General features: G+C 69.1%; 17 protein-coding genes. 9 read left to right on the forward strand and 8 right to left on the reverse strand.

The window, feature by feature from the left end:
• Positions 1 to 68: 68 nt before the first annotated feature.
• The 3 genes from ACO2Q1_RS10830 to ACO2Q1_RS10840 form a co-directional block, all read right to left on the reverse strand.
• Positions 69 to 2,000, reverse strand: coding sequence for a cytochrome c/FTR1 family iron permease (locus ACO2Q1_RS10830; protein WP_293824786.1), 1,932 nt, complete (start codon positions 1,998 to 2,000; stop codon positions 69 to 71).
• A gap of 56 nt (positions 2,001 to 2,056) precedes the next feature.
• Positions 2,057 to 2,461 (reverse strand): MerR family transcriptional regulator, encoded by a 405-nt coding sequence (locus ACO2Q1_RS10835; protein WP_185224826.1) that lies wholly within the window; start codon positions 2,459 to 2,461, stop codon positions 2,057 to 2,059.
• 79 nt (positions 2,462 to 2,540) lie between these two features.
• Positions 2,541 to 3,086, reverse strand: a complete 546-nt coding sequence (locus ACO2Q1_RS10840) for an MAPEG family protein (protein ID WP_184272767.1) — start codon at positions 3,084 to 3,086, stop codon at positions 2,541 to 2,543.
• A gap of 156 nt (positions 3,087 to 3,242) precedes the next feature.
• On the opposite strand from ACO2Q1_RS10840, the gene ACO2Q1_RS10845 reads away from it, so the two are divergent.
• The 7 genes from ACO2Q1_RS10845 (at position 3,243) to ACO2Q1_RS10875 (ending at position 11,163) form a co-directional block, all read left to right on the forward strand.
• On the forward strand, positions 3,243 to 3,893 hold the full coding sequence (locus ACO2Q1_RS10845; RefSeq protein WP_184272770.1) for a cation transporter: 651 nt from the start codon (positions 3,243 to 3,245) through the stop codon (positions 3,891 to 3,893).
• The gene (locus tag ACO2Q1_RS10850; RefSeq protein ID WP_184272773.1) at positions 3,890 to 4,540 is read left to right on the forward strand and encodes a class I SAM-dependent methyltransferase; all 651 of its coding nucleotides are present in this window, start codon (positions 3,890 to 3,892) and stop codon (positions 4,538 to 4,540) included. Before ACO2Q1_RS10845 ends, ACO2Q1_RS10850 begins: the two co-directional genes overlap by 4 nt.
• Before the next feature lie 68 nt (positions 4,541 to 4,608).
• Positions 4,609 to 4,944 carry a hypothetical protein gene (locus ACO2Q1_RS10855; RefSeq protein WP_184272777.1) on the forward strand — a complete coding sequence of 112 codons (336 nt, stop codon included), beginning with the start codon at positions 4,609 to 4,611 and terminating at the stop codon, positions 4,942 to 4,944.
• Positions 4,945 to 4,998: 54 nt separating this feature from the next.
• A complete protein-coding gene (locus ACO2Q1_RS10860) occupies positions 4,999 to 6,252 on the forward strand; it encodes a TolC family protein (protein WP_293824790.1) in 1,254 nt (417 codons plus the stop codon).
• Positions 6,249 to 7,406, forward strand: a complete 1,158-nt coding sequence (locus tag ACO2Q1_RS10865) for an efflux RND transporter periplasmic adaptor subunit (RefSeq protein WP_423329519.1) — start codon at positions 6,249 to 6,251, stop codon at positions 7,404 to 7,406. Before ACO2Q1_RS10860 ends, ACO2Q1_RS10865 begins: the two co-directional genes overlap by 4 nt.
• Entirely contained in the window at positions 7,406 to 10,573 is a 3,168-nt protein-coding gene (locus tag ACO2Q1_RS10870; protein ID WP_423329520.1) for an efflux RND transporter permease subunit, read from the forward strand. Before ACO2Q1_RS10865 ends, ACO2Q1_RS10870 begins: the two co-directional genes overlap by 1 nt.
• Positions 10,570 to 11,163 carry a cation transporter gene (locus ACO2Q1_RS10875; protein ID WP_224762133.1) on the forward strand — a complete coding sequence of 198 codons (594 nt, stop codon included), beginning with the start codon at positions 10,570 to 10,572 and terminating at the stop codon, positions 11,161 to 11,163. The genes ACO2Q1_RS10870 and ACO2Q1_RS10875 overlap by 4 nt, the downstream gene beginning before the upstream one ends.
• Positions 11,164 to 11,242: 79 nt before the next feature.
• Here ACO2Q1_RS10875 and ACO2Q1_RS10880 read toward each other — a convergent pair whose 3' ends face one another.
• Positions 11,243 to 11,437 carry a hypothetical protein gene (locus ACO2Q1_RS10880; protein WP_184272789.1) on the reverse strand — a complete coding sequence of 65 codons (195 nt, stop codon included), beginning with the start codon at positions 11,435 to 11,437 and terminating at the stop codon, positions 11,243 to 11,245.
• 174 nt (positions 11,438 to 11,611) lie between these two features.
• Here ACO2Q1_RS10880 and ACO2Q1_RS10885 point away from each other — a divergent pair, with 174 nt between their 5' ends.
• A complete protein-coding gene (locus ACO2Q1_RS10885) occupies positions 11,612 to 12,718 on the forward strand; it encodes an IS110 family transposase (protein ID WP_292118595.1) in 1,107 nt (368 codons plus the stop codon).
• A gap of 512 nt (positions 12,719 to 13,230) precedes the next feature.
• Complete coding sequence (locus ACO2Q1_RS10890) at positions 13,231 to 15,267, forward strand: ParB/RepB/Spo0J family partition protein (RefSeq protein WP_293824796.1); 2,037 nt, start codon at positions 13,231 to 13,233, stop codon at positions 15,265 to 15,267.
• A gap of 190 nt (positions 15,268 to 15,457) precedes the next feature.
• Here ACO2Q1_RS10890 and ACO2Q1_RS10895 read toward each other — a convergent pair whose 3' ends face one another.
• Genes ACO2Q1_RS10895 through ACO2Q1_RS10910 form a run of 4 tightly spaced genes read right to left on the reverse strand, consistent with a single transcriptional unit; the run spans position 15,458 to position 20,794 of the window.
• Positions 15,458 to 16,681: a Swt1 family HEPN domain-containing protein gene (locus ACO2Q1_RS10895; protein ID WP_191558088.1), complete on the reverse strand. Its 1,224-nt coding sequence runs from the start codon at positions 16,679 to 16,681 to the stop codon at positions 15,458 to 15,460.
• Between the two features lie 36 nt (positions 16,682 to 16,717).
• Positions 16,718 to 17,032 carry a hypothetical protein gene (locus ACO2Q1_RS10900; RefSeq protein WP_191558089.1) on the reverse strand — a complete coding sequence of 105 codons (315 nt, stop codon included), beginning with the start codon at positions 17,030 to 17,032 and terminating at the stop codon, positions 16,718 to 16,720.
• A 56-nt stretch (positions 17,033 to 17,088) separates the two neighbouring features.
• Positions 17,089 to 19,596: a S8 family peptidase gene (locus ACO2Q1_RS10905; RefSeq protein ID WP_423329521.1), complete on the reverse strand. Its 2,508-nt coding sequence runs from the start codon at positions 19,594 to 19,596 to the stop codon at positions 17,089 to 17,091.
• Positions 19,589 to 20,794: an AAA family ATPase gene (locus ACO2Q1_RS10910; RefSeq protein WP_191558091.1), complete on the reverse strand. Its 1,206-nt coding sequence runs from the start codon at positions 20,792 to 20,794 to the stop codon at positions 19,589 to 19,591. Before ACO2Q1_RS10910 ends, ACO2Q1_RS10905 begins: the two co-directional genes overlap by 8 nt.
• Positions 20,795 to 21,031: the final 237 nt, after the last annotated feature.

Consider the following 21,031-nt stretch of genomic DNA (forward strand, 5'->3'; position numbering starts at 1 on the left):
GTGCCCAAGCGGCGCCGATATCCTTGCCGACGGGCCGCAGTCTGAGGGCCGCAGACGGAGACGGCCGCTCAAGAGGCCGGCCGCGCGCCCTTCGGCGTCCCATGCCGAGAGAAGCCGACCACGAGGATGGCGATCGTCAACAGCTGAACGGCGACGCCTTCGACGGTCGGATAGAGGCCGAGGATCTCGATGCGGGGGATCCAGGCCAGGGGGTGGACATCGAGCCAGCCCGCCTCCTGCAGCGCCGCCACCCCCTTGCCGACCAGGACGACCGAGAGGACAGCCATGAGGATCGAGCTCAGGGAGAAGAACCGGCCGATCGGCAGGCGCTTGCTGTAGGCCAGCAGGGCCCAGGCCACCACGGCCAGGATCGCCACCGCCGTCAGGGCGCCGGCCAGCATGCCGACATGGCCGCCCTGGCTCCATATCGCCGCATAAAACAGGATGGTCTCGAACACTTCCCGGTAGACCACCACGAAGGCCAGCAGGAACAGGAACCAGGCCGACCGTTTGGACAGGGCGTGGGAGAGCTTGTCGCGGATATAGGTCTGCCAGGCGTCGGCGTGCGACTTGCCGTGCATCCAGATGCCGACCGAGACGAGCACGACGGCGGCCAGAAGCGAGCCGAAGCCCTCGGTGAGCTCCCGGCTGGCGCCGCTGATGGAGATGAAGAAGGTCGCGGCCGCCCAGGTGGCGCCGCCGGCGACCAGCGCGGCCACCCAGCCGCCGTGGACGTAGCGCAGCACCTCGGGGCGTTCGGCCTTCCTGAGGAAGGCGATCATCGCCACCACGATGAGCAGGGCCTCCAGGCCTTCGCGCAGCAGGATGGTGAAGGCGCCGAGGAAGCTGGCGAGATTGTCCGCCTCCTGGGGCGCGAGGGCCCGCTCGGCCGTGTCCAGCAGGGCGTTCGCACGCGCGACCCGGTCCGCGACCTCCCGGGCGGGCGCGCCCCGGCTGATCGAGACGCGCAGCTCGGTCATAGCGGTCTCGACCCGGCGCATCAGGGCGCTGTCCCGGGCGCCGAGGGCCGGCTCGATCGGCTCGACGCCGTCGAGGTAGGCGGACAGCGCCAGGTCCGTCGCCGCCTTGCGGTTGCCCCGGCGATAGGCCGCCTCGCTCTCCGCCAGGCGCGTCCGCGCCAGGGTCAGCGTCGATCCGGCCGGGCGCGCCGCCGCCTCGGGATGACGCCGCAGATAGGCGGTCAGGGCTCGCGCCCGGGGTTCGCCGAGGCGGGTGGCCAGGTCGGCCGGCGTGGTCTGGGTGAGGGCGGCCAGGTCGGGGAAGGCCGCACGGACCGCGGGATCGCCGTCCCACAGGCGCTTGCCCTCGGCGGCTTCGGCGTCGGTGAAGGCGAAGCGGCCGACATAGAAGGCCAGCGCCCAGCGGTCCTCGGCCGGAAGGTGCGAGAAGCTGGCCATCGCCGTGCCCTCCAGCCCCTGGTCGATCACCTGGTAGAGGCCGAAGACGCTGCGCTGGCGGGCGCGCTCCAGGTCGGCGAAGGCGATCGCCGGCGGGTCGAGCCCCTCGGCGCCCGGGCCGTCGGCGCGACCGGTCGCGCCGTGGCAGACAGCGCACTGCTCGGCATAGAGGGCGGCGCCGCGAGCCAGGTCGGGCGGGAACGAAGGCGCCAGCGGGCTCGGATAGGCCGTCAGCACCGCGCCGGCCAGGGCCTTCGCCCGGGCGCCGACGACGGCCGGATCGGCCTTGTCCCGGATGGCCGCCTGCAGGCCCGCGGCGTCGCGCGCCAGAGCGGCCTTGGCCGGGTTGGCCGGCAGGGCGTCCAAACGCGTCCGGATCTGGGTGCTGAACTCGATCATCTCGCCGTATTCGGCCGGGTTGACGATCTCGCCATCGGCCACAGCGCCGGCGTAGTCGACCGCCACATAGTCGAGCAGCCGCCAGGCCACCTGGGCCTCCGAGGCGGACGGGGCCTGGGCGAGGGCGGGGCCAGCCAGCGCCATGGCGAACAGCAGGGCGAGCAGGTGGAACAGAGGACGCATGGGAAACCTAGTTGTGAGCGGCTCGCATTAGCATTCGCGCCGCGAGACTGTCGCGCTCAAAGCGACGCCGGGTGATCGTGCAGGGCTTCGATCACCTTGCAGGCCGAGACCCGGCCACCGGCGCATTCCGCCGTCATCCGCGAGAGCTCGCCTTGCAGCGCCCTGAGCTGGGCGATCTTCTGCTTCACCTCGGCCAGGTGGCGTTCGGCGATGACGTTCGCCTCGGCGCAGGGCCGGTCCGGGTGATCGGACAGGTCCAGCAGGGAGCGGATCGAGTCCAGGTCGAAGCCCAGCTGGCGTGCATGCCGGATGAAGGACAGGCGGCGCTCCGCCGCGTCGTCATACATGCGCCGGTCGCTGGCGGTGCGCGGCGGCGCGGGAAGCAGGCCGATCTCTTCATAGAAGCGGATTGTCGGAACCTTGACGCCGGTGGCGGCGGCGAGCTTGCCGATCGGGCGCAGGCCCGATGAAGCGGGGGAGGGCTGGGTCATTGTGTCGTCTCGGGTTTGACGGATGGCCGGAGGGCGACCCGGCGCGGGATCATCGGCCGAGCCCCATGAGGACGAGGGCGACGCCGAAGGCGGCGATGGTGGAGGTGCCGGTGAGGGCCATGCCGAACGCTCGGGCGGCCGCGCCCCTGGCGTAACCCAGGGCGAAGAATACCCGGCCGGCCAGATAGAGGGCGACCAGCACCGGCAGCAGGATCATCTCCTCGCCCCGCAGCACGGTGGCGAGGACCAGATGGGCGCCCACCGCCAGGACCGTCTGTTCGAGGGAGTTCTGAAGTACGGCGGCCGGCACGGCCAGCCGGGCGCTGGGCGACCCGTAGGCTGCGCCCGGCCGGTCGGCGTCCGATCGGAACCGGATGCTGGCCACAGCCCTCAGACAGCCGCCGAGCCACAGAAAGACCGGCAGGTCCGCCTTCAGCGCGTAGGCCAGCCGATCGGCCGTCGCCATATCCGGCGTGGCGCCGAGCAGCGCGGGCGGCAGCCATAGCCAGGCGGCGGCGACCGCCGCGGCGCTCAGCGCGATCGCCGCCGCCGAGCGGGCGGCGATCTCTCTCTGTTCGGCGTTCATCGGCCTCATGGTGGGTTCGCTCCGGCTCGGTCCGCATCCTAACTCCTCCAGTCGCTGGAGGATCAAGACCCGTCGGCGAGTCCGGAGGTTCGGCCGCGGGCGCGAATTTCCGCTTGATCCTCCAGCGACTGGAGGATGCATCCTCATGATGACAGGTGGAGAGCCATGACCGAACGTCCCTTATCCTCTGAACCGGCGGCCTCCGGCTGCGGCTGCGGCGCGACCGTGAAGTTCGACGGCGCCACGCCGGCCTATCGGCGCATCCTCATGGCGGTGATCGCCATCAACGGGGCCGCCTTCCTGGCCATCGCCGGCGGCGCGGCCCTGCAGGGCTCGGCCGCCTTGGGGGCCAACGCCCTCGACTTCCTGGCCGACGCCGCCACCTACGGCATCAGCCTGGCCGTGATCGGGCGCACGGTCGCCGTGCGGTCCGGAGCGGCCCTGGTCAAGGGCGCCAGTCTCGCGGCGCTGGCGCTGTTCATCCTCGGCTACGCGATCTGGCGCGCCACCTCCGGGGCGCCGCCGGAAGGGTTCGTCATCACCGGCCTGGGCGCCCTGGGCTTCTTCGCCAACGCCCTGGCCGCGCTCCTGCTGGTCCGCCACCGCGAGGGCGACGCCAATGTCCGCTCGGTCTGGCTGTGCACGCGCAACGACCTGATCCAGAGCGTGGTGGTCGCCGGCACCGGTCTGGCGGTGTGGCTGACCGCCTCCCGCTGGCCGGACCTGATCGCGGGGGCGATCCTGGCGGTGGTCTTCCTGCAGTCGGCCTGGTCAATCCTGAAACAATCGCGCGCCGAGCTGAAGGCCGCGGCGTGACCGCGAGCTTCACCCCCGCGCTCGGCCACGCCGCCCTGAGCGGCCTCTACGATCCCGCCATCGCCCTGTTGACCCGGGAGCGGGCCTGGCGCGCCCGACTGCTCGACCAGGTGGACCCGGAGGCCGGCGAGACGATCATCGACCTCGGCTGCGGGACCGGATCGTTCGCCGTGTCCCTGGCGCGCCGCGCGCCGGACGCGCGCATCATCGGCCTCGATCCCGACGGCGACATCCTCAGCCGGGCGGCGGTGAAGGCGGAAGCCGCCCGCCGGCCGATCCGTTTCGTCCAGGGCTTCGCGCGCGACGTGGCCTCGCTCGTTGGCGAGGGCGTCGCCGACAAGGTGGCGTCCAGCCTCGTCTTCCATCAACTGCCCATGGAGGAGAAGCGTCTCGGCCTGGCGGCGAGTTGGCGGGCGCTGAAGTCCGGCGGGACGCTGCACATCGCCGACTACGGGCGACAGACGGGCGCGATGCGCACCCTGTTCCGCATCGTCCAGTCGCTCGACGGCTACGAGAACACCCAGCCGAACGCCGACGGCGTCCTGCCCGCCCTGATCGCCGGGGCCGGCTTCGTCGGCGTTCGCGAACTTCATGTGCTGCCGACCCTGACGGGCTCGATCACCTTCTATCGCGCGGCGCGGCCATGACGCGGTTACGAACACGGCGGCGCGTGCTACAGGGCCCCATGCGCAAGGGCCTGGCGAGACGAGGACTGATGGCGACGCTTCTGGCGTCGTTCCTGTCGTTCCTCGTCCTGGCGACAGCGGTCGACGCCGCCGCCTGCATCGCCGAGGAGGCGGGCGCGTCCTTTGTCGAAGTGACGGCGACCCAGGTCGCCGCCCCCGCCGGAGACAGGGACAACGCCGACCGGGGCGCCGCCGATCCGCGCGGCTGCACGCACTGCCAGTGCCACCATGGCGGCCTCACGGCGCCGCCGCCCGCGCCCGAGGTCAGCCGCGCCGTCAGCGCGGACGCGACTCACCCCGTTCTTTTCGTGGATCACCGGCCCTCCCGCACGCCCGCGGGACCAGAACGACCGCCCAGAGCCTGACGTTCGCCCGCGCCCCGGCGCGTTCGCCTTCGTCGAAACTCTGGAACCCCGATCATGTCTCTGTCACCTCCCTGTCGGCCGCCGCGCGCGGTCGGCTGCGCCTTCGCCGTCCTGGCTCTGGCGGCCGGCTTTCCGGCTTGGGCCGACCCCGCGCCGGCCTTTGAACAACTGCTGACCCAGGCATTGACCGCGCCCGCCGCGGCCGAAGCCGACGCCGATCTGGCCGCCGCCGAAGGCCGCCTGGCGCAGGCTGGCGTGCGGCCCAATCCCGAACTGGGGCTCGAGGTCGAGAACATCCTCGGTCGGGGTCCCTTCCAGGGGGTGGATGGAGCCGAGACCACCCTGACGGTCTCGCAGGATCTGGAGCTTTGGGGACGTCGCGGCGCCCGTGTCGGTGTGGCTCAATCGGAACGTGAAGCCGCTCGCTGGCGCCGCGACGCCAGCCGGCTGCAAGTCGCCGCCGCGCTCGCGGTCGCCTACGCCGAGGCGGAGGCCGCGCAGCGGCGATACGCCCTGGCTGAAGAGGCGCTCGAACTCGCGGTCGCCGACGCGCGCGCGGCCTTGATCCTCGTCGAGGAGGGCCGGGAGCCGCTGCTGCGCGGCATCCAGGGCGAGAGCGAAGCGGCGGCGGCGCGCGCCGCGCTCGACGAGGCGCGGGCCGAGCGCGACGCGGCCTTCGCCGAGCTGACCGCCCTGGCCGGCGGACAGACGCCGCTCACCTCCGTGGAGAGCTCCCTGCTCGATCGATCGCCCACGGCCTCAGTAGGTCAGGCGGCCGATGCGCCGGCCGTTCTGGCCCTCGTCGCCGAGCGCGGCGCGGCCCAGGGCCGGGTGCGCGTCGAAACGGCGCGCGGCCGACCGGACGTTCGCGCCAGCGTCGGGGTCCGGCGGTTCGAGGCCGAGGACGCCACCGCGCTGACCGCCGGCGTCAGCCTGCAACTGCCGCTGTTCGACCGGAACCGGGGCGGGGTCTTGGCCGCGGAGGCCGAGGTGCGCGCCGCCGAGGCGAGGCTTAGGGGCGCGCGCCTCGACGCCGACGCCGACTGGCGCGCCGCCGCCGCCCGGCGGGACGCGGCCGCCAGCCGCGTCGTCGCCGCCGACGCCGCCGTGACGGCGGCGACCGAGGCCTACCGCCTGACGCGGATCGGCTTCGAGGCCGGCCGTCTCTCCCAACTGGAACTGCGCAGCACCCGCAGCGGTCTCGTGCAGGCCCGGGACGTCGCCATCGCGGCTCGCCTGATGCGGGCCCGGGCCGAAGCCGAACTCGCGCGCCTCGAAGGCCGCGCCCCCTTTGGAGCTCAACTATGAACACCCGCACCAGGACCGCCGCGGCGGTCGCCGCCCTGATCGTGGCCGTCGGCGCCGGTTACGGCGCCGCCCGGCTGACCGCCGCGCCCGCGGCCGGAACGGCGGCCGAGGGAGAGGAAGGCCATGCCGAAGAGGGCGAAAGCGGCGAACCCGGCGTCGTCACCCTGTCGCCGGCCGAGGCCCAGGCCGCCGGCATCCGCATCGTCTCGGTGCAGTCCGGCGGCGGCGGCGAAACCCACCTCGCCGGACGGGTCGAGGCCGCGCCGGACGCCCAGGCGTCCGTCGGCGCCGCCCTCGGCGGCCGCATTGAACGGCTGCTGGTCGCGCCGGGTTCGGTCGTCCGCGCCGGCCAGCCGATCGCGGTCGTGATCAGCGGGGATGGCGCGACCCTTCGGGCGGAGGCCGACGCCGCGACCGCCGAAGCCCGCGCCGCCTCCGCCGCGCGGACGCGCGACGCCAATCTGTTCGACCAGGGCGTGGTCGCGCGCCAGGACGTCGAAGCGTCGCAGGCGCGCGCCGCCGCCGCCGAGGCCCAGGCCCGCGCCAGCCGGGCCCGGGTCGCCGCCGCTGGAGGCCCCAACGCCAGCGGGCGGGCGACGATCGTCGCCCCGATCGCCGGGGTCGTCACGGCCCTGAGAGTCGGACTAGGCGGCGTCGTCCAGCAGGGCGATCCGGTCGCGACCATCGCCAATCCCAACCGCGTCGAACTGGTCTTCAACGCCCCCGCCGCCCTGGCGGCGACGGTCAGGCCCGGTGCGCGCATCACGGTCCAGGGCGCGGACGGAGCCGAGTATGCGGCCGTGGTCACCGCCGTGGCCCCGGGCGCCGACGCGCAATCCGGATCGACCCTGATCCGCGCCCGGGCCGACGGCGTCGCGCCGCCGCCGGGTTCGGCGGTGAGCGGCTCGATCATCACCGGCGGCGAAAGCGGCATCGCCGTCCCGGCCGAGGCGGTGCAGACCGTCGACGGCGCCAGTGTCGTGTTCGTCGTCACCCCGACGGGCTTCCGGGCCCAGCCGGTGGTTCCGGGCCGGCGGGCCGTCGACCGCATCGAGATCGTTCGCGGCCTGACCGGCTCCGAGCGCATCGCCGGCGCGAACGCCTTCCTGCTGAAGGCCGAGCTCGGCAAGGGCGCCGTGGAGGACCACGACTGATGCTCGACCGGATCATCTCGGGCGCCGTGCGCTATCGCTGGCTCGTCGTGTTGGCCGCGATCGTCCTCGCCGGCTTCGGCGTGCGCGAACTGGTGCGGCTGCCCATCGACGCCGTCCCGGACATCACCAACCGCCAGGTCCAGGTGACCACCGTCGCGCCCGCGCTCGGGCCGGAGGAGGTCGAGCGTCAGGTGACCTTCCCGATGGAGACGGCGCTGGCCGGCCTACCGGGCCTGGTCGAGACCCGGTCGCTGTCGCGGCACGGCTTCTCGCAGATCACCGCCGTCTTCACCGATCGGACCGACATCTATTTCGCGCGCAGCTTGGTGAACGAGCGCATGCAGGCGGCTCGGGACGACCTTCCGGAAGGCGTCCAACCCTCCATGGGGCCGGTGGTCACCGGCCTCGGCGAAGTCTTCATCTTCACCGTCGAGCTGACCGGTCCGGCCGCCCGCACAGGCGCCGTCTACCTCACGCCCGAGGGCGAGCGTCTGACCACCGACGAGGAGAAGGCCACCTATCTGCGCACGGTCCAGGACTGGATCATCGCGCCCCAGCTCAAGACCGTCGAAGGCGTCGCCGGCATCGACGTCCAGGGCGGCTATGTGAAGGAGTACGCGGTCCATCCCGATCCCGCGCGTCTCGCCGCCTATGGCGTGGACCTTGTGCAACTGGTCGAGGCGCTCGAACACGCCAACCGCATCGCCGGGGCCGGCTATGTCAACCGGGCCGGCGAAGCCTACATCGTCCGGGCCGACGCGCGGATCCGCAGCCTCGAGGAGCTGGCCCAGACCCCGATCCTCAATCGCGGCGGCCAGGTGATCCGGGTCTCCGACGTGGCCATGGTCGAGATCGGCCGCGCGCCGCGCCTCGGCTCGGCCAGCAGCAACGGCCGCGAGACCGTGGTGGGCACGGCCCTGATGCTCCAGGGCGAGAACTCGCGCGCCGTGGCGCATCGCGTCGGCGAGCGGCTGAAGGAGATCGGCGCGAGCCTGCCCCCTGGCGTCGTGGTCAAGCCGGCGCTGGATCGCACCCAACTGGTCGAGGCCACGATCCGCACCGTCGAGCACAACCTCGCCCTCGGCGCCCTGCTGGTTATCGCCGTGCTGTTCTTCGCGCTCGGCAATGTGCGGGCTGCGATCATCACCGCTCTGGTCATCCCGCTCAGCTTCCTGTTCGCCGCTACGGCCATGAACCGCTTCGGGATCAGCGCCAATCTGCTCAGCCTGGGCGCGCTCGACTTCGGCCTGATCGTCGACGGCGCCGTGGTCGTCATCGAAAACACCCTGCGGCGGCTCGCCATGCGGCGCGAGAGCGTCGGCCGCGCCCTGAGCCTGCCCGAACGGCTGGCCGTGGCGGTCGACGCGGCTAAAGAAATGGCGCGGCCGGCCGCCTTCGGCCAGGCCATCATCCTTCTGGTCTATGCGCCGCTGCTGATGTTCGAAGGCGTCGAGGGCAAGATGTTCGGCCCCATGGCCGGCACCGTGATGTTCGCCCTGCTCGGCGCCTTCATCCTGTCCTTCACCTTCGTGCCGGCCATGGCCGCCATCTGGGTGCGGGAGCCCAAGGGGCACGACGACGAGACCCGGCTGAGCCGGGCGGCCAAGGCCCGCTACGAGCCGCTCCTGCGGCGGGTGGTCGACCGCCCGCGTGCCGTCGTCGTCGGGGCGGGACTCGCGCTTCTCGTCGGATTGCTCGCCTTCCTCAGTCTCGGTCGCGAGTTCGTGCCGACGCTCGACGAGGGCGACGTTCTGGTCCAGGCGCTGCGGGTGCCGTCCACCTCGCTCGAACAGAGCCAGGCCATGCAGTTCCAGGTCGAACGAACCCTGCAGGCGATGCCGGAGGTGGAGCAGGTCTTCACCCGGACCGGCACCGCCGAAGTGGCCTCCGATCCCATGCCGCCCTCGATCTCCGACACCTTCGTCATGCTCAAGCCGCGCGACGAGTGGCCGAACCCCTCCCTGGCCAAGGCCGAGCTGGTCGAGCGCATGGAGGAGAACCTGGGTCACCTGCTCGGCAACAACTACGAATTCACCCAGCCGATCCAGATGCGCTTCAACGAGCTGATCGCCGGGGTTCGCTCCGACGTGGCCGTCTCCGTCTATGGCGACGACTTCGCCGCCATGCAGGCCAGCGCGGATCAGGTCGCCGCCGTCCTCCGACGCATCCCCGGCGCGGCCGATGTCCGCGTCGAACAGGTCTCGGGCCAGCCGTCGATCACCGCCGCCGTCGACCGGACCATCGCGGCGGCGCAAGGCGTGCACGCCAGCGACGCGGCCGATGCGTTGGCCATCGCCCTGGGCGGGCGGTCGGCCGGCCACATCCTGGAAGGCGACCGCCGCTTCGATGTCGTCGTCCGCCTGGCCGACGATCTGCGCAACGATCCGGCGGTGATGGCCCAGTTGCCGGTGATGCCGGAAGCGGCCGAACCGGGCGCGTTGACAGTGCCCCTTTCGGCGGTCGCCCGGTTCGAGGTCACCGAGGGCCCCAACCAGATCAGCCGCGAGAACGGCAAGCGGCGCATCGTCGTCCAGGCCAACGTCCGGGGCCGCGATCTCGGCGGCTTCGTCAACGAGGCGCGCGCAGCCGTCGGTCGCGAGGTGCGCCCGCCTGTGTCCGGCTGGTTCGACTGGGGCGGGCAGTTCGAGAACCTCGAACGCGCCAGCGCCCGCCTGGCGATGATCGTGCCTCTGGTCTTCCTGACCATCGGCCTGTTGTTGTTCCTGGCGTTGCGCTCGCTCAAGGACGCGGCCCTGGTCTTCGCCGGCGTGCCCCTGGCCCTGGTCGGCGGGGCGGTGGCGCTCCTGCTGCGCGGCATGCCGTTCTCGATCTCGGCCGCGGTCGGCTTCATCGCCGTCTCGGGGGTCGCGACGCTGAACGGGCTTGTGCTGATGCAGGCCATTCGCCAGCGTTACGAGGAAGGGGCCGCGCCCCTGACGGCGGCCGTCGAGGGGGCCGTCAGTCGCCTCAGGGCCGTTCTGACCACGGCCCTGGTCGCGATGCTGGGCTTCATCCCGATGGCCTTCGCCTTCGGGGCCGGCGCCGAGGTCCAGAAACCGCTGGCCACCGTGGTCATCGGCGGCCTGCTGACCGCCACGCTGCTGACGCTTCTGGTGCTGCCGACCCTGGCCGCGCGCATTCTGGAGAAGAGGGAGGAACCCCTGTGACCGTCAATGGCCGGCATGAGCGCCAGCGGAGGACCCTGCTGGTCGTCCTGATCCTCAACGGCCTGCTGTTCGCCGGGCTCGGTCTCGGCGGCCTGCTGGCGGACTCCAGCGCCTTGCTGGCCAACGCGCTGGACAACGCCTCCGACAGCGTCGTCTATCTGATCAGCTTCCTCGCGGTCGGCCGGGCCCTGACCTGGAAGCGGCGCGCGGCGACGACGTCGGGCGTCCTGCTGCTCATCTTCGCCGTCGGCGTCCTGGTCGACGCCGGCCGGCGGTGGTGGCTGGGGGCCGAGCCGATCGGCGGGACCATGATTGTCTTGGCTGTCGTCGCGGCGGTGGTGAACCTGATCTGTCTGCAACTGCTGCGGCGGCTGGACGGCGACGACGTCAATCTGCGCGCCGCCGAGACCTTCAGTCTCAACGACTTCGCCTCCAACGGCGGCATCATCGTCGCGGGCGGACTGGTGCTGTGGCTGGACCAGTCCTGGCCGGACCTGGTGGTCGGCGTCATCGTCGCCGGGATCGCCGCCAGGGGCGGCCTGGAGATTCTGGAGGACGCCCGCAAGGCACAGGCGGAGGCCGCCGACTAGCGGTCGAGGGGCGTATCGATCCGACGGCATGGCGGCGTGCGGGCGTCGCCGTCAGCCCGTTCGCCGGACGGCGACGCTCTCAGGCCCGCTCCACCGCCACCCAGCGGCCGGCGCGCTTCTCGACCACGAAGCGGGCGCAAGCCTCGTCGAAGGGCGGCACGTCGCCGTCCCGGAACCAGATCCACGGGCGGGACCGGCTGCCGGGCCGCACGAAATAGGAGCGGCGGTCGCCGGCGGTCTGCCATTCGACAATGACGGTCTTGCGGTAGGGCATGGCAAGAACAAAAGCGGAACAGGAGGCAGGGTCAAGGTGGACTCCGCCTGGCTGGACGTCTCGTCCACAGGCGCACGCCGCCACGCCGCTCGGAAGCGCTAAGTCCGTATGTCCTTTCCCTCGTCCGGCGTGATGCCGGATGCTGCAGCCTTCAGCAGCGTCGAGGAGGAAGGAATGGACAGGCTCTTTGTGGGGCTCGATGTTCACAAGCTGAGCATCAGCGTCACCACTGCAGAGGACGGTCGCGACGGCGCCGTCAGGTTCTGCGGCGAGGTCGCCAACACGCCGGAACAGGTTCGCAAGCTGGCGGATCGGCTGTCGCGGTCTGATAGTCGGCTGGAGTTCTGTTACGAGGCCGGCGGCTGTGGCTACGGGATCTACCGCCAGCTGACGGAGATGGGCCATGGCTGCCTGGTCGCGGCGCCGACGCTGATCGCTCGCAAGCCAGGCGACCGCATCAAGACCGACAGGCGGGATTCCCAGATGCTCGCGCTCCAGCATCGCGCGGGCGGTCTGACGGCGGTCTGGGTTCCGGACGAGGTGCACGAGGCCATGCGCGATCTGGTGCGGGCCCGGGGCGACGCGATGATGGCGCTGATGCGGGCGCGCCAGCAGCTTCTGGCGTTCCTGCTGCGTCATGGTCGTACCTACCCGGTCGGCAAGCCGTGGACCTTGAGGCACCGCCGCTGGCTGGCGGGTCAGGCGTTCGAGCAGGATGCGCACCGCGTCGTCTTTCAGGATTATGTGGAGGCCGTCTGGGCGTCCCAGGACCGCCGCGATCAGCTCGAAGCGCGGATCTCCGCCATGCTGGCAGGCTGGTCGCTGGCGCCGTTGGTCGAGGCGTTGCGAGCTTTGCGTGGCCTCGACACGATCTCGGCCGTCAGCTTCGTGGCGGCCGTCGGCGATCTCGGCCGGTTCGAGAATCCGCGCAGGCTGATGGCCTATCTCGGCCTGGTCCCATCGGAGCATTCCAGCGGCGAGCGTATCCGGCGCGGCGGCATCACCAAGACCGGCAACCGCGAAGCGCGGCGCATGCTCGTGGAAGCGGCCTGGAGCTATCGCTACCCGCCGCGGGTCTCGACCGGCAAAACCGACCTCGTCTCTCGCCAGCCGAAGGTGGTGCGGGACGTGGCGTGGAAGGCCCAGGTGCGCCTGTGCGATCGATATCGCCGGCTCAGCGCCGGCGGCAAGCGGCCGACTGTCGTCATCGCCGCCATCGCTCGGGAGCTGTCGGGCTTCATCTGGGCGATCGGTCAAGAGGTGCGGCCAGCGGCGCCTTGAGCGCCGAGCCCTGGCCCGTCAGGCCGGGGGCGGAGCGGAAGGTCAGGGACATCCTCGAGAGCCCAGTGGGCAGGTCATGTGCCGACGCCCGATCTAAGTCAGAGGCCAGCCCGCGACGAAAAGCGTTCATGCGGTAACCAACACGCGAATGGAAGACTGATCGACCGTCGCCAGCGCCGCTCCGCCCCCAACCTGACGAACCTCTCATCCTGCTCATCTCCGCGCCTGCGGCGCGGAGGGGTTTTCGCACGTCCAGACACTTGAAAAAGGACATGGAAGGGCTCCGCCCTCGCGCGGGCCAGGGTGAAGCGGCTCCGCCGCCGGACCGGCCGGTCTCCCCGGCCTTCCGCGCGGTCATGCTGTTCATGATCATCATCATCATCGGCTTGTGCAGCCCGGGCGATCCCCCTCCGGCCGGTCCGCCCTGGCCCTTGCTACCCCGGTCTCGCCGACGGGCAGGGTTTCAGGCGCGCAGTTCGCGTGCCTGCAACCCATGCCCAAAGGAGGCAGACATGACTGCTCAATCCATCGAAACCGTCGCGACGGAGGCGACCGCGCCGCAGCACGGCGCGGAACTGATCGTGCCGCTGAACCGGCTCAAGGCTTCGCCGAAAAATGCGAGGAAGACCCCGCACAACGCGGCGACCATCGAGGCCTTCGCGGCCTCCATCAGGGCCAAGGGGGTGTTGCAGCCGCCCGTGGTCGAGGTCGAGCGGGACGGGGAGGGCGTCCCGACCGGGAACTATCTCGTCACCATCGGGGAGGGGCGCCGTCAGGGGCTGCGGCTGCTGGCCAAGCGCAAGGCGATCAAGCGCACCCATCCGGTGCGGGTGATCGTGGACGCCGACAACGACGCCCACGAAATCAGTCTGGACGAGAACATGACCCGCGAGGCCATGCATCCCGCCGACCAGTTTGAGGCCTTCCAGCGGCTGGCCGTGGAGAAGGGCTACGGCCCCGAGGAAATCGGCGCCCGGTTCGGGGTGTCGGCCCACGTCGTGCGCCAGCGGCTGCGGCTCGGGTCGGCGGCGCCGGAGTTGATGGCGGCCTATCGGGACGGGACGCTGGCGCTCGACCAGTTGACGGCCTTCTGCGTCAGCGAGGACCGGGAGCGGCAACGGCAAGTGCTGGAGCAGGTCGGGCCGCACACCCCGGCCTACGCCATCCGCCGCGCCATGACCGAGGCCAAGGTCCGCGTCGATGACCGGCGGGTGCGCTTCGTCGGCGTCGAGGCCTATGAGGCCGAAGGCGGGGCGGTGCTGCGCGACCTCTTCACCGAGGACGGCGGCGGCTGGCTGGAGGACGTGGGGCTGCTGGACCGGCTGGTCGGCGACAAGCTGGCGGGGCTGGCCGAGGAGGCGCGCGAGCGCGAGGGCTGGAAATGGGCCGAGGCGGGTCTTGAGTATCCGGACCTCTCCGCGTTCGGACGGGTCTATCCGGTGGCGGTCGAGCGGTCGGCGGCGGACGCCGCCGTCATCGCGGCCCTGTCGGAGGAATACGACCGTCTGGTTTCGGAAACCGACGCGGCGGAGATGCTGCCGCCCGAGGTGGACGCCCGGCTGGAAGAGATCGACAAGGCCTTGCAGGCCTTCGGCCCGGACTTCGCCTACACGCCCGAGGCCAGGGCGCGGGCCGGGATCGTGGTCCTGCTGGGCCACGACGGTCTGGCCCGCTTCGAGCGCGGGCTGGTCAGGGCCGAGGACGCGGTGGCGGTCGCCGAACCGCCGCCGCCCTTCGAGGACGGAGCAGCTGAGGACGTCGGGACCGGGGCCGGGTCGGAGGCGGACCGGATCCGAGCCGAGCCGGAGGAGGCGGGCGCGGCCCTCTCGGACCGGCTGGTCATCGACCTGACGGCCCACAGAACCATGGGCCTGCGAGACGCGGTGCAGGCCGATGCGGGGGCGGCGCTGGCGACCGTGGTCCACGCCTTGGCCCTGCAGGTCTTCTATCCGACCTACGGCGTCTGGACGCCGCTGCAGCTTCGGATGACGGTCAGCGGACTGGAGCGGCTGGCGCCGGGGGTGGAGGACGGTCCCGCCGGTCGCCGGGTTCGCGACCGGTGCGAGGCGTGGGGCGCGCGCCTGCCCGAGCGGGCGGAAGACCTCTGGAGCGTGGTGACAGGTCTGGCGCCCTCGGAGCAGCTTGACCTGATGGCCTGCTGCGCCGGGGTCGGCCTCTACGCCGTGCGTGACCCGAACGACCGGCGGCCCGGCGCCTTGGCGCAGGCCGAGACGCTGGCGGCGGCGGTCGGCCTCGACATGACGGGGACGTGGTCGGCGACGGCGGCCAGCTACTTCGCCCGCGTGTCCAAGGCGCGGGTGCTGGACGCCGTGACCGAGGCCGTCAACGCCGAGGAGGCGGGCCGGATCGCCGGGTTCAAGAAGGCCGACATGGCCGAGGCGGCGGAGAGGCTGGTCGAGGGCAAGGGATGGCTGCCAGTTGTCCTGCGGACGGCCGTGGCCGGGGCGCCGGAGGAAGACGACGAGGGCGAGGCGGCCGAAGCCGTGACGCCGCCCGACGCCGACGCCTACGCGTTCGCGGCCGAATAGCCGCCGCGCCGGATTGAGGAAAAACTCGCCGCGCGCCCTTTGGGGGCGCGCGGCTTTTTCGTGAGTTCGAATGTCGGCACGTGACTCTTAGCGGTCATTTGCCAGGTCCCCTTCGGGGGGACGCGCTCAGGATCTTCCGCTTGTCCCGGCGGCTACCGTCCTCGGCGAGCCGAATGTGCCTTACCGTTAGTTACTGGCCTCGGATCGCCTTCAGGACACGCTTCGTCTCGACCAGCAGAAGCAGTTCGTCGTCCCTGGTGATGAGACGGGCGTGCATCGTCGTAATGCGGACAGGGAACAGGCGCTGGAAGGATTCCCGCACATCCTCTGCGCGGCCGAACACCGGCTTGAACACCGCCCGCCAGTTGTCCTTACGTTCGATGATCGCTCGATAGTCGGTGAAATCCGCATAGTCGATTAGCGGTTGCTCGGGATATCCGGCTTTCACTGCTTTATCTCGCTTGTCGATCCAAGCGTCGAGCATGTTGGCGGGGAGTTGCCGCTTCATCCAATCGTCGCCAAAAGCGGCCTGCATCACACGCTCGATGAAGCGACGGAGCGCGACTTCGAAGCGTTGCAGTTGATCGAACGCCTCCTTGGCACGGACGAAGCCATCCTCCTGCTCGTCGGGGCTCTCGGTCGTCTCTGGTTCCCGCAGACCAGCGATCCTCAGGCTTTCGCCGAAAGCCATCGGGGTGAAATCGGTAAGATCCGGATCGAAGCCCCGCTCCACATAGAAGCCAGAACGCAGCACGGGGTCGATCAACTGCTCGGGTGTCGGCGTCAGTAGGTCGCGCCAATCGCCGAGCCCCGGCCGCAGCGCTGAGGCAAAAACATGATCGTACGGGGGGCGACTCTCGATACCGCGGCCCATCGCTATGATCTCGGAGAACGCCTTGGCCGACACTAGGCTTTCCTCGATCTGGAGCCAGGGTGACCGCATGGAAGCCATAGCCGCCTGCAGTCGATCCTCGGTCCCCAGCACAGTGCGCGTGAGGCGGGCCCCCTCCATAGCCTCTTGGGCGATCCGGCTGAGCTCCATGGTCTCCGGAAGTCTGAACAGGCGTTCGTAGGCCTGCTGCGCTTCCATTGTTGCGCTGATAGATTTTCGAATATCCGAGTTAGGGTCGAACAAACCTAGGCGTCTTGCTTCCTCGACCGGCCCTTCGAGCAGCTTGCGCTGTCGCTCGAAGTCTTGGGTGATCTTGGCGACGCTGCCGACATCCATGAGATCGGCAAGCATTCTGCGGCGTTCTTCTTCCTGTCGGATGAAGTCCATTGTTGCCGAACCGATTCCTAGCCCTTTGTAGGCATCGTGCACGGGGTCGATATGTCGCCACAGGTCGCCCGAAGGCTTCATCATTCGCCGCAGCGCTTCTTGTTGCTCCCAAAGACGTCGGAATTCATCGGACATTGCGGACTCGCTTGCTGATTGTGCGCCCAATGTGCCTCATGCTGCGATCGCCCTCAGCGCCTTCTCAAGCGAGAATTTACCAGTCGTCCCATCTTCGAAAGTCACACCATAGCATCGCGTGGTGTAGCCCGGACCGCGATCGTGCGTGGGATAGAAGGATGCCGGAGGGGACGGTAATTCCCACCCGGTCTTCGCGCAGTAGTCGTCGTAAATGGCGCGGATGTCGGCCAGTTCGTCCCCGGCAAATGCCTGCTTCAACTCTTGGCCGTTCAGGATGAGCGTAAAATGCTCTTTGGCGGCTGCAACGGTCTCGAAGACTCGTCCGGTTCTGAGTGACACTGATCTCGCCATGACAAATCTCCTTAAGGTCTCGCTATCCGGCGAGCGGCGGCATCCATCGATGAGGATCAGACGCGCGGCGTAATGCGTGCGGCGGTCCGGATGTCAGCGATTTGGGTGCCGAGCGCCTGAAGGTTTTGACGCATATCGGTGAACACCGGCTGTTCGGCGTCGGGGTCGCTGATGGTGACAATCGCCGTGAACGGCACGCCGTCCTCGGGCATAACCTCCCCGGCGCGGGTCAAATAATCGACGAACAGCCGCCAGTTCGACGAGGGGCCGACACCCTGTGGAAAGGTCTTAGCCAGAACTTTCACCGGGCTCCACTTCAGATCGTGTTCGATCAGTTCCGCTTCGACGGCTGGTGATTCCCGCTTTGAGGGGAGGTAGAGCGGTTCAAGGCGACCCTTCCATCCGCCGCCCGCCTGTTCCTGCTGCAAGGTGGCGTTGATGTTCACCCGCACGAACTCCGAACCGAACCGGGCATCCAGTGGCGGCGTGGAGACAAGGGTAATCTTCGCCCGGCCCCGGCACTTGCCGCCTGGTCCCACCAGCGACGCCGGCCACGCAAAGCGGAAGTTGATCTGCTGATCGCGCCGGATGCGCGAAGCGAAGACAAGCGTGATGGCGTTCGGGCCGGATTCGAGAATCCGGTCGGCGGAAGGCGGCATGCCGAAGCCGACCATGTGTCGCGCAATCGGCGCGAGCGCCTTGGACTGCAAGGGCTTCGGCATTTCGGAGTGATGGACCAGCAAGCCAATCAGGGTCTCTCGCGAGACTTCCCCCTCAATGGCGTGGTCCAGAACGGCGGCGGTTTTCGCGGCGAGGGGCGAGGCGTAGCTCGTGCCGCAGCCATCTATGATCGTCCCATCGGGCAGGATCGAAAACAGCCCGTGTCCGATGATGGGATGCTGGGAACCCGCGCCGCCGACATGCGCCAAGTCCGGTTTAACCCCGGCGCGTAGACCAGGACCACGGCGACTGTACCGCGTGGGTGCAAAGGGTAGGCACCCGTCATGTCCCGGCGGATTGAGCGCGGCGACAGCGACATTGCGGGCGCTTTCGGCCGGCGTGAGCAAGCCGTCGTTGCGAGCGTTCACGAGATTGGCGAGCGCTGCGGTCGCGTCGGCGGGCCATTCGGCGCGGAGATCCTGGGGCTGGATATTGCCCGCCGAAATGAACACGACCGCATTGTTGGTCTCGGCAATCTGATCGAGCCGTGCTGCGTGCGGGCTGTACCGATCCGGCGCCGCCGGTTGCAGGATGTTGAGGCTCATGTTGAACACCCGCACACCGTGCCGGGCGCGAGCGTCGGAAACGGCGGTTTCCATCTCGTCGAAGAACTGCGGCAGGCCCTCGGGATAATAGGAGGCGAAGGCTCCGGCCTTGCGCTCATTCGGAAACACGGCGACGTCGACCAGCTCCGCGCCATCGGGCTCAGGACAGGTTTCCGCGCCGTTCAAGGCGCCGCCGACCGCTGCTAGGCCGCCGATAAAGGTGCCATGCGCGAGGTCGGCGTCTTCGTCGGCGAGAATGTCCCACCGATCGATCACCCAGTCCGAGAGCGCTTTACTGATGCCGCCGTCGATGATGCCGAGCCGTGGATGGGTGCGGCGGCTGTCGCGAGTAGGAATGGTGAGGTTCGTCGGCCGCGTGCGCGGCGCGGGCGTGGTCGCGCCTGTAGCCCGGACGACGATGCCGGGCAGTTCGATTCGCCGGACAAGCGGATGGCTGTCTAGGAAGGCAAGCAGGCGAGCGTGGCGTTTGACGTCGGGGTTGAACAGAGCCAACTCGCGACGGCGCTCACTGAGCGGGGCTTCGTTCAGCCGCAAGACGGGCTGATCGCTGGATTGGTCGAGCCGGACGGAGAGGATCGGCTGCTTGTGGCGGTGATTGGGCAGCCGCTCGACCGCGAGCCCATGACCGAGAGCATTGAAGCCTGCGATGAAACTCTCGGCGAGGCGACGATGGCCTCCGTCGAGGAGATCCCATTCCGAACGGGGCGGTGGGCTATCGAACAGCTCGACTTGGTAGCTGCTGCCGGTCATCGGGTTTGAAAGCCATGCGACGGCCTCTTCCACCGAGAAGCTGCGGCGGTCGGCGGGGCCGTAGAGTTCGATCCGGTCAATGGCGCCGGTTTCGCTCTTCCGGGCGGACGGGTGAGGCTCATCCTTCTGCTTCTGTTCGTTGAAGCGCATTTGCGTATGCGTCTCGGCCTTGGCGATCTCGCCCGCGACTTGGCGGAGAGTGTCAGGGCGGGCTTCGATGATCATGACGCCGAGATCGCCGCCGCCGACGACCGGGGTGCGATCGTTGCGGAACAGGCTCGCAACCGGTCGGTGGCTTTTCGCCCAAGCTTCACGGCGCAGAATGACCTTCACAAAACCGACGTCGCCTTGCGACTGCGCGCTGAGAACGCCGCAGATGGTGTCGATCTGGTTTGTGAGGGCCGCACGATGCTTGGCAAATTCGGCGTCACGGTGGGCGAAGAAGTCCTTTCGGCCGCCGCCTCCGCCAGCTTCGCGCGCTTCCTCGTAGTGTTCCGGATTGAGGACGATCTGGATCGGACTAGCCATTCAGCACCTCGCTTTCGCCCGACTTGGCTGAACGGCCGAGCTGACGGCTGACTGTCGATTTATCCTTGCCCGCGATCTCGCCGATGTCGGCCATCGAGAAGCCAAGGATCGGATCATCCCGCATGGCCCGAAACAGGTTACTCGAATCGTCGAACAGCAGCGCGCGGCGTTCGCTTTGAACTCGAGCGGCGTTCAGCGTGGCGAACTGGCGGAGCGTATCGAGCAGCCCACGCTTGTCCTCCTCCCGAACGGTGGTGGCCTTCTTGTACGTGCGGACAAGGGACTCGATCTCGGCGCCGGTCGAACCTTCAGTAAACCATGCGATCAGCCGCAAATGGATGTCCGGAGCCTTCACGGGCGGCATGAAATGAGCGGCGATCGCTTTCCGCATCTCGAAGTCCGGCTTAGGAATTTCAAGCTGAACCTCGAAGCGTCGCCAGACGGCGGTGTCCAAGAGCTTCGGGTGATTGGTGATCCCGATTGTGAAGCCGATATCGCGGCGAACATCGAGGTTCTGCAGAAGCGCATTCACGACGCGCTTGATCTCACCGACTTCCTGCGGGTCGTCTCGGACTTTCGCGATGGCGTCGAACTCGTCGAGCAGAAGGATGCAGCGATGGCGGTTGGCGAACGTGAACAAGTTACCGATGTTGCGCGCGGTAGTGCCCAGGAACGACGACACGAGACCGTCCAACTTCACTAGGACAACGGGAAGGTCGAGCTGCTGCGCAATCCAAAGCGCCAAGCGGGTCTTGCCCGTTCCTGGCACCCCGTAGATGAGGCAAGTCTTCGACGGCCGGATGTCGATCTCGGATAGGGCGTCGAAATTTGCCCATTCTTCGATGATGGTTTCGATGGCTTGGCTGACCGTCGCGTTGAACAGCGGCGCGGTCGGTTGGATGTCCGCCGGGAAGATGATGTCTGCTAGCGCCGCCGCCGTTTCGCGATCGACGGGCACGGGGGTCTTGCGCGTCAGAACTTCGCCGGGAATCTGAGCCTTAGAACGCTCGATACGACTCGGTGAAAGCTCCGTCGTCCGATCTGCGGTCGTCAGTATGCTGGTCAAGGCGGCGGCCTGCTTCGCATCTCCATCCTTGGCCAGCGCATCACGCAAGCGCTCGATCTGCTTGCGCAGGGCCGGCGACGCATCGGCCATGGCCGCGCGACAGAGAGCCTGGATGATCGAGAAATGGTCCATAAGCGATTCCCATCGGGGCGTTGCACGATCGCGCCTGTATGGTGCGTGTATACGGCTTGGCGATGCAGTTCAATATGGATTTGTTGCGATTATGAGGTGATCTGGCGCGCTGTGCCGATTGATTGTTGCGGAGGCTTGGCGGTAGCGCCACCTATAGCGCGCCTGGAGATGAGGGCGGGCGATCGTCAATCGCGGCGTTGCCGGCCAACGAACTCGACCGCCACCTCTTGGCTGCGT

This window comes from Brevundimonas sp. VNH65, from assembly GCF_049445955.1.
GTDB lineage: Bacteria > Pseudomonadota > Alphaproteobacteria > Caulobacterales > Caulobacteraceae > Brevundimonas.